Raw genomic sequence first — 7,229 nt, forward strand, 5'->3', positions numbered from 1 at the left:
GCTGCCCGAGCACACACGGACGGAGATAGACAGGGCGGCCGACGCTCTGGCAGGGGCCGCACGCCTGGGCGGCTGGGCGATCCTCTACCTGTTGCCGGCCTGGTGATGGTGGCCGGCCAGCGGAAACGCGGCACGAGCAAGCTCGTCGTCTACACCAGACCGTCCGCGAGAGCCGTCCAGGCGATCAAGGACCGGATCTCGGAACGGACCTACAGGCACACCTGCAACCAGAGTCTGGCCGCCCTGCTGAGTGGGTTGAACCGGCTGCTGGCCGGGTGGGCGCACTACTTCCGCCATGGCGTGTCCAAGAAGACCTTCGCCGCGATCGACCGCCACGCGTGGCAGCCGGATCGCCCGATGGCTCCTTCGCAAACACCGGATACCCCGCAGCCATCTGCGAAGATTCTGCGACCAGGGCTGGAGATTCGCCGAAGGATCGGTGGCCTTCCGCGGCCCGTCCAGCGTCGCGATCGTCCGCTACCCATACCGCGGATCGGTCATCCCGACTCCGTGGACCATCGAACCGGCAGCCGCAAGCTGACCACCGGGCAAGACACGTGGAGAGCCCGTTGCGGTGAGAGCCGCACGGCGGATTCGGGACGGCGGCTCGGAGAAACGGACCGGTGGCAACACCGACACCGCGCTTCGAGCCGACCGCACAAGCGCAGCGCGTTGAACCAGGCCGGAGTGAACAGGCGCAGGCTCTCGTAGTAGCTCGGCCACGAGCCGCCCGCCTGGTCGCGGCCCTCCAGCACGAGCGGACGTCTTCCTCGTGCGATGAGCGCATGGGCGGCGGCGAGTCCTGATTGGCCCCCGCCGATCACTACCACTTCTTCCATTTCTTCCATGCCGACACATCCTGGCCACCGCTCCCGCGTGTCGGGCAACCGGATATCGCGAGCCTGAACCCGTCTCAGCTTATGCAGTCCAATCTTTCATCCACGCCAGTTGACACCTCTTTTATCTCAGTTTATTTTCAAGTGAGCTCATAAGCTCACGTAAAGGAGATCGGAGTATGCCGAAGACAGCCAGGAGAGCGGGGCGTGCGGTGTCGTACCTGTTCGGTGCCCTTGTTCTCGCCTCGTCGAGCATCGCGTTCACGGCGTCGTCCGCTCAGGCCGCCGCGTGTGACGTACAGATCGGCTACACCTACCGCAGCGGAAATCAGATCTGGGGGTTCGGGAGCCTGTCCGACTGCCCCGCGAACGCGACCGCGAAGATATCGATCCAGTGGGAGCGCGGCTGGGAGTGGTGGGACTACCTGTCGACCCGCACCGTCAACGGCCCCGGCTACGACCAGTACGTCAGCTTCAACTGCGCGGGGACCGGCACGCACAACTTCCGCACCATCATCGAGCGGGACAGCGCGGCCCCTGGCGCAAGGATCAAGACCTCACGGGTCATCAGGCAGAGTTGCTGAGAGCAGCAGGGAAGAGAGTGCGGCATGCGATCGATCCGAGGACGGCTCGCCCTGCTCGTGGCGGGCCTGACCGTGCTGTCCGGCGTGCTCCTGGCCTCGCCGGCGACCGCGACCGACGTCCGGTCCGCGCGGGCGGCCACCACCACCGCGGCCCTCGCGACCTGGCATCACTGGGGTAATTTCGTCGATCCCAACAGGTGCCACGAACTGGGCCGGCAATTCGTCGGGATGGGACTGGCACAGACGTACAAGTGCCAGCGCTATCCGGCTCCGCCATTCGTCATGTACGGCCTGTGGCTCTGGTTCTGACAACTGTGGGGGTACGTCGGCGAACAGCCGACGTACCCCCACAGCTTGATGCCTGCCCAACCGTCCGCTGAATTAGATGGGCCGGAGGTAGAAGTACACGGACTTCGGCCCCGAGCGGACGCCGGGCCCGCCGCTGTTGAGGGAGAAGCGCTGGATGAAGTAGAGACCGCTCCCGCCGAAGTTGACCGTTCGGTTGAAGGTGAACGTCTTGGTTATCCCGGCGCTGGACACGGGGCCAACGTCCCACAGGCCGTGCAGCGGTTGCCGCCGTTGCCGTCCACGAGGCCGGGGGCGCCGATGGTCGCTCCGGACGCGGCGGGGACGAAGTTCATCTTGAGGGTGCGCACGTAGGCGGAGGACGAGGTGACGTTCGAGACCGTCCAGGTCGGATAGAACCTGGCCGACGCCGCCGCCGGACAGCCGATGCCGAGGTCACTGAGGTTGAACCAGACACTCGGCGCGATGTCGTGCGCACCGCGGACACCCGTTGCGCGGTGCCGTACGAGGCTTCCTGGTGGGCCAGGGCCGGGGTGGCCGTCAGCAACAGGAGGGAGGGTCCCGCTGTCAGCGCGACCAGGAGGCGCGTGAACGCCGGATGACGCGTTTCATGGATGTCAGCTCCTTCACATGGGTGTCACGCGGCCGAGGTGACGGCGCACAGAGGGGTGGTGCCGGGTTTGATGACGATGCGGCCGGCCTGGCGGAAGGCCGTGGGTACGACGCCGCGACCCGCGCACAACACGAAGGCCGAGCCGGGGCGGGACTGGAGCGCGACGCTGCAACCGGCGGGTGGCCGGTTGTCGAAGGAGCCGACGGAGCCGGTCAGCGTGGCCGTGACCGCGCAGTCAGTGTAGGAGCGGCTGAACGCCGGCCCGGTGAAGTCAGGATTGCGGAAGAGGGTGACCTGCCCGCCACCGGAGGGGGCCGCGTGGGCGGGCGTCGTGATCAGTGGTGCCGGGGTGGCCAGTGCCGCCGCGACGGCGAAGAGCAGCGCTGTTCGAGACATCCGGATTCGGCCCATCACAGGCACCAGCCGGCTCTGGTCTCGTTCAGCACGAGGTTGTAGACGTGGACGCCGAGCATGGAGAAGCGTTCGCCGTCGCAGAACAGAATGTCCCCCGTGCTCGTGTCCAGCCAGCCGGACCAGTGGTTGGCGGTGAAGTAGTCCGCCCGCTTGCCGACGGCGTGGACACCGCTGCAGTAGTAGCGGCCGGTGGTGTTGTCACGGAAGTCCAGCACGGCGCGGGACGTCTGACAGCCCATCTCGGTCGCGGCGTGGGCGGTCGCGGGCGGTGCGGTCAGGGTGAGGGACGCCGCGGTGACGGCCAGTGCTGTCAGGGACGTGCGCAGCTTTTTCAACGGTTCTCCTCCCGGGACGCCACGCGAAGGCGTCCCTTCATGCAAGTTGATGGAGACGCCAGAAACATAAACTGCTATGAGCGCAGTCGTCAACCAATGTGAATCAATACGTTGACTTAGATACATGTCAGCTAATGGCGTCACATTCGCCGCCCTCAGGGGCTCACGCCCTTGAGGCCTGACGAAGGGATGATGGGAGGAGACCGAGTGGCTGGCCGAGCGGTTCGAGCAGCATCGGTCGCGGCTGCGGGCGGCGGCGTACCGGATCCTGGGGTCGATGGCGGAGGCCGTGCGTGGTTGCGGCTCTGCTGGTCCGACGCGGACCGGATCGACAACCTCGGCGGCTGGCTGACCACCGTCGTGGCCAGGGAATGCCTACACGTACTGCGCTCCCGGCGGCGGCCGCCCGAGCCGGTCGTGGTCCTGGACGGCGCGCTCGACCCCGAGCAGGAGGCGTTGCTGGCCGACTCGGTGGGGCCGGCCCTGCTCGTGGTGCTCGACCCGCTCGGCCCGGCCGAGCGGCTGGCGTTCGTGCTGCATGACATGTTCGAGCTGCCGTTCGACGAGATCGCCGGCATTCTCGGCCGTACGCCGACCGCCACGCGGCAGCTCGCCAGCCGGGCACGGCGCCGGGTGAGCGGCGCGGAGTCCCCGTCGCCCGGCCCCGATCCGGCACGCCGGCGCCAGGTCGTCGACGCCTTCCACGCCGCCTCGCGGGCCGGTGACTTCGACGCCCTGCTCCAGATCCTCCATCCCGAAGTCGTCCTGACCTCCGATCTCGGGGACGACGGCCGGCGTGTCGTCGTTCGCGGCGCGGTGGCCAGGCACTCCCGTGGCCCGCACGGCAGGCGGCTGCGGCCGGTGCTGGTCGATGACGGGGTGGGCGCGCTGGTCATCATCGACGATCGGCCCTTGGCCGTGCTGATGTTCACCGTCGCTGATGACCGGATCGTCGCGATCGACGCGCTCCGCGACCCCGAGCGGGTACGCCACTTCGCCGACGCCGCAGGAATCCCCCCGGTCACCTGTCACATCGACGGCGGGCGAGGGCTCATGGGGGCGACAACGTTCCCGAACAGCATGGAGGGCACCGTAGAGGCACGGATCCCCGACGCCCACGTTCACCTGCCCGAGATCCAGGAGTTGGCAGGCATGATGGTCAAGGCCACCGGCAACGGCTCGGTGCCCGCGACCTCGATCGGCCTGGTCTACCTGCGTGCCGGCCAGATCGTCGGCAGCACGTACCAGGTGCTACGGCATTCGGCCGACCTTCGTGCGGCGGGCGAGTCCGAGGCCAGGATCGTGGCCGTGGCGACCTGGCGGGACGCGCCGTACTTCACCGGCACGGAGCGGGCCTCACTGGCGCTGACCGACGCCGTTTTCCAGCCCGGAGCGGATCGTGTACCGGACGACCTGTACGCCGAGGTCGCCAAACACCACGACGACAAGGCGATGGCCACCCTGATGCATCTGCTCGCCTCGGCCGGCTTCTGAATGAACATCGCCCTCATCAACAAGCCGGCCCCCATGCCGGCCTGACACGAGCGCCCTTGAACGGGGATGTCCGGCGGACATCCCCGCACCCTCTCGATCGTCAACTGGCGTGAGAGAGATGCCCGGATTCCAGCCATCTGAGTTTCGGAGATGTTAGGGTGAAGCTGTACTACGGGGGCGAGGAGGTGTGGATGTCCAACGGCTCAACGGAAGCCGCGCGTACGCTCGCGACCAAGCTTGACCACCTGTTCCACACCGTGCGTCCGCGCGACGGTGGCGAATACTCCCACGAGGAGGTCGCCGCCGCGCTGCGGGACAGTGGTGGTCCGACGATCTCTGCCACCTACATTTGGCAGCTACGTAAGGGTCTGCGCGACAATCCGACCAAGCGTCACCTCGAAGCGCTGGCGGGCTTTTTCGGGGTGCCGCCCGCCTACTTCTTCGACCAGGCGGCGGCCGAACGGATCGACGCGGAGCTTGAGCTGCTCAATGCTCTGCGTGACACGTCGGTCAGACAGATCGCCCTGCGCGCCTCGGGTCTCTCCCCCAAGAGCCTCAACGCCATCACCGAGATGGTCGAGCGGGTTCGCGAGCTGGAAGGACTGCCTGACGCGACCAGAGGGGCATGATGTCCGCAGTTCCGTTCAGACGGCTGCGCCGTAGCTTGGAGTCGAAGGTCGATGCCTTACCGCTGCCGAGACCGTTCAGCACTCAGGCGCTGTGCGAACTCGTGGCCGCCGAGCGGCGCCGGCCCATCCGGCTCATGCCGATGGCACGGGGCGTCGAAGTGTGCGGCATGTGGGTGGCACTCGACGAGACCGACCTGATCTTCTACGAGCAGACGACCACCTCCCACCATCAGCAGCACATCATTCTGCACGAACTCAGTCACCTGCTGTGCAACCACTACCATTCGGGTGCGCCCGAGCCTGATCAGTGGCGGTACCTGCTGCCCGACCTCGACCAGGGGATGGTGCGCCGCGTTCTGGGGCGGACCGCGTACACGGAGATCGAGGAGCAGGAGGCGGAACTGCTCGCCTCGCTCATCCAGCAGCGCGCCAGGCGGCTCGCCCCACTCCAGGTGGCGGCCGAGACCAACGCGCTGACCGGCCGCATCAAAACCCTGCTCGACTGGTCCGGCTCCGGCGGGCCCGAGCGGCCGAGCTGACGACAGGCGCTCACGATGGCGGACACGTTACGCCACTACGGCCCCGCCGCGGTCGCCTGGGTGCTGCTCGCCTACCGCGTCAGCAAGGGCCGGCGCGGTGCACCGGACCCGGCCAGGGACACCGTCTGGCTCGTCCTGCTCGGCCTGTCACTGTCACTGACGTTGCTCACCCCCGCCGTGTACGCGTTCGCCGGCCGCGTCAGCGGCGTCCCGAACCTCGCCCGGCTGCTCGGTCACGGCAGCATGCTCGTCGTGGCCTGGTCGGCCCGGACCTTCCTGTGGCACCTGAACCATCCGATCACCGAGGTGCAGCCGCGTACCCGCCTGCACCTCGGTTTCCTGGCCGCCACTTTCGCCGCGATGAGCGTGCTGTTCGTCCTGGCCGACACCCCGGTGGACGACGCCCGCTTCGCCGCACGCTACGCGGGCGACCCCTGGGTGCTCGAATACTGGCTGGTCTACATCGCCTACCTGACGCCGGCGTTCGCGAGCATGGCCGTGCTCGGCTGGGCCTACGCGCACATGAGCACCGCTCCCCTGTTGCGCGTCGGCCTGCGACTGGTCGCCATCGGCGCCTTTCTGGCCATCGGCTACAACCTGCACAAGGCTCTCGTCTTCGCCTCCGAGCGCTTCGGGTTTTCCTATCCGCCCGCCGGACATGTCCTGATCGACGGGGTTCTGCCGATGCTGGCCCACCTGCTGGTGCTCATCGGCGCGACCCTGCCGGCCTGGGGCCGGCTGGTGAACGCCTCCGAGTCGCTCGCGTGGCTGAGCCGCTACCGCACCTACCAGGCGCTGCGTCCCCTCTGGCGAGCCCTGTACGCGGCCAGCCCGCACATCGCCCTCACCCCTCCCAGCCCCGCCCTGGTCGAACTGGTGACGGTACGCGATCTCAACCTGCGTCTCTACCGCCGGGTCATCGAGATCAGGGACGGCCGCCTGGCGCTGATGCCGTACCTCGACCTGGACACCGCGACGGCCGCCCGCGCCCGCGCTGCCCAGGCCGGGCTGAGCGGCCAGGCCCTGGACACCGCCGCAGAGGCCGCCGCGCTCCACGCCGCCCTGCACGCCAAGGCGCTCGGCGCGACCGCTGTCTCCGGCCCCGCCTCGCACACTCCCGGCGGGGGCGACCTCGACAGCGACACCGTCTTCCTGCGCGATGTCGCCCGCGCCTTCCATCGGCTGGAGCACCAGTCCCACCATGGGTGAGCCCGCCGTCAGGCGCCCCGTGCCCTGCGGAATCGGTGCGGGTGAGTGCGGACGAAGGTCACGATGAACAGGAGCTGTATACCGCCCTCGACCACGATCAGGAGGCTGGCGTCCAACGCCATGAGGAGGGGGCCGCCGGCCACTGCGCCTGCCGATAATTACATCCGCCCACGTAATGGCCCTGCGAGGGCTTCGTGTGGCGTACTCGAGCTCCGGTCAGCCGGGAGCGCGTGCGGCAGGATGATCGGCTGTGCTCCTTCGCCTGGCCTA

10 protein-coding genes and 1 pseudogene are annotated in these 7,229 nt (G+C 68.1%); 7 read left to right on the forward strand and 4 right to left on the reverse strand.

Annotation, left to right across the window (positions count from 1 at the left end; genetic code table 11):
* The first annotated feature begins 105 nt into the window (after window positions 1-105).
* Entirely contained in the window at window positions 106-711 is a 606-nt protein-coding gene (locus AB0J69_RS61145) for a group II intron maturase-specific domain-containing protein (RefSeq protein WP_364138473.1), read from the forward strand.
* 11 nt (window positions 712-722) lie between these two features.
* Here AB0J69_RS61145 and AB0J69_RS61150 read toward each other — a convergent pair.
* A pseudogene (locus AB0J69_RS61150) lies at window positions 723-848 on the reverse strand (FAD-dependent oxidoreductase); the annotation flags it as partial.
* Between the two features lie 167 nt (window positions 849-1,015).
* On the opposite strand from AB0J69_RS61150, the gene AB0J69_RS61155 reads away from it, so the two are divergent.
* On the forward strand, window positions 1,016-1,420 hold the full coding sequence (locus AB0J69_RS61155) for a hypothetical protein (protein ID WP_364138448.1): 405 nt from the start codon (window positions 1,016-1,018) through the stop codon (window positions 1,418-1,420).
* Between the two features lie 24 nt (window positions 1,421-1,444).
* Window positions 1,445-1,729: a hypothetical protein gene (locus tag AB0J69_RS61160; protein WP_364138450.1), complete on the forward strand. Its 285-nt coding sequence runs from the start codon at window positions 1,445-1,447 to the stop codon at window positions 1,727-1,729.
* Window positions 1,730-1,801: 72 nt separating this feature from the next.
* Here AB0J69_RS61160 and AB0J69_RS61165 read toward each other — a convergent pair whose 3' ends face one another.
* From AB0J69_RS61165 to AB0J69_RS61175, 3 genes are all read right to left on the reverse strand, one after another.
* On the reverse strand, window positions 1,802-1,960 hold the full coding sequence (locus tag AB0J69_RS61165) for a hypothetical protein (protein WP_364138453.1): 159 nt from the start codon (window positions 1,958-1,960) through the stop codon (window positions 1,802-1,804).
* Between the two features lie 403 nt (window positions 1,961-2,363).
* Window positions 2,364-2,735, reverse strand: coding sequence for a hypothetical protein (locus AB0J69_RS61170; protein ID WP_364138456.1), 372 nt, complete (start codon window positions 2,733-2,735; stop codon window positions 2,364-2,366).
* A 14-nt stretch (window positions 2,736-2,749) separates the two neighbouring features.
* A complete protein-coding gene (locus tag AB0J69_RS61175; RefSeq protein ID WP_364138459.1) occupies window positions 2,750-3,088 on the reverse strand; it encodes a hypothetical protein in 339 nt (112 codons plus the stop codon).
* 297 nt (window positions 3,089-3,385) lie between these two features.
* Between AB0J69_RS61175 and AB0J69_RS61180 the strand changes: the two genes are divergently transcribed.
* The 4 genes from AB0J69_RS61180 to AB0J69_RS61195 all read left to right on the forward strand — a co-directional run bounded on the left by AB0J69_RS61180 (window position 3,386) and on the right by AB0J69_RS61195 (window position 6,959).
* A complete protein-coding gene (locus tag AB0J69_RS61180) occupies window positions 3,386-4,582 on the forward strand; it encodes a sigma factor-like helix-turn-helix DNA-binding protein (RefSeq protein WP_364138462.1) in 1,197 nt (398 codons plus the stop codon).
* Between the two features lie 158 nt (window positions 4,583-4,740).
* A complete protein-coding gene (locus AB0J69_RS61185; protein WP_364138465.1) occupies window positions 4,741-5,211 on the forward strand; it encodes a helix-turn-helix domain-containing protein in 471 nt (156 codons plus the stop codon).
* Window positions 5,208-5,750 (forward strand): hypothetical protein, encoded by a 543-nt coding sequence (locus AB0J69_RS61190; protein WP_364138468.1) that lies wholly within the window; start codon window positions 5,208-5,210, stop codon window positions 5,748-5,750. Before AB0J69_RS61185 ends, AB0J69_RS61190 begins: the two co-directional genes overlap by 4 nt.
* A 15-nt stretch (window positions 5,751-5,765) precedes the next feature.
* Entirely contained in the window at window positions 5,766-6,959 is a 1,194-nt protein-coding gene (locus AB0J69_RS61195; protein ID WP_364138470.1) for an MAB_1171c family putative transporter, read from the forward strand.
* Window positions 6,960-7,229: the final 270 nt, after the last annotated feature.

The sequence above is a fragment of the Nonomuraea sp. NPDC049709 genome (assembly GCF_040674815.1).
Classification (GTDB): Bacteria; Actinomycetota; Actinomycetes; order Streptosporangiales; family Streptosporangiaceae; genus Nonomuraea.

What these genes read in the sequence shown, in the direction of transcription:
- AB0J69_RS61160 (WP_364138450.1), top strand. Translation starts at nt 1,445, where the DNA reads ATGCGATCGATCCGAGGACGGCTCGCCCTGCTCGTGGCGGGCCTGACC.
- AB0J69_RS61195 (WP_364138470.1), top strand. Translation starts at nt 5,766, where the DNA reads ATGGCGGACACGTTACGCCACTACGGCCCCGCCGCGGTCGCCTGGGTG.
- AB0J69_RS61170 (WP_364138456.1), bottom strand. Translation starts at nt 2,735, where the DNA reads ATGTCTCGAACAGCGCTGCTCTTCGCCGTCGCGGCGGCACTGGCCACC.
- AB0J69_RS61145 (WP_364138473.1), top strand. Translation starts at nt 106, where the DNA reads ATGGTGGCCGGCCAGCGGAAACGCGGCACGAGCAAGCTCGTCGTCTAC.
- AB0J69_RS61190 (WP_364138468.1), top strand. Translation starts at nt 5,208, where the DNA reads ATGATGTCCGCAGTTCCGTTCAGACGGCTGCGCCGTAGCTTGGAGTCG.
- AB0J69_RS61155 (WP_364138448.1), top strand. Translation starts at nt 1,016, where the DNA reads ATGCCGAAGACAGCCAGGAGAGCGGGGCGTGCGGTGTCGTACCTGTTC.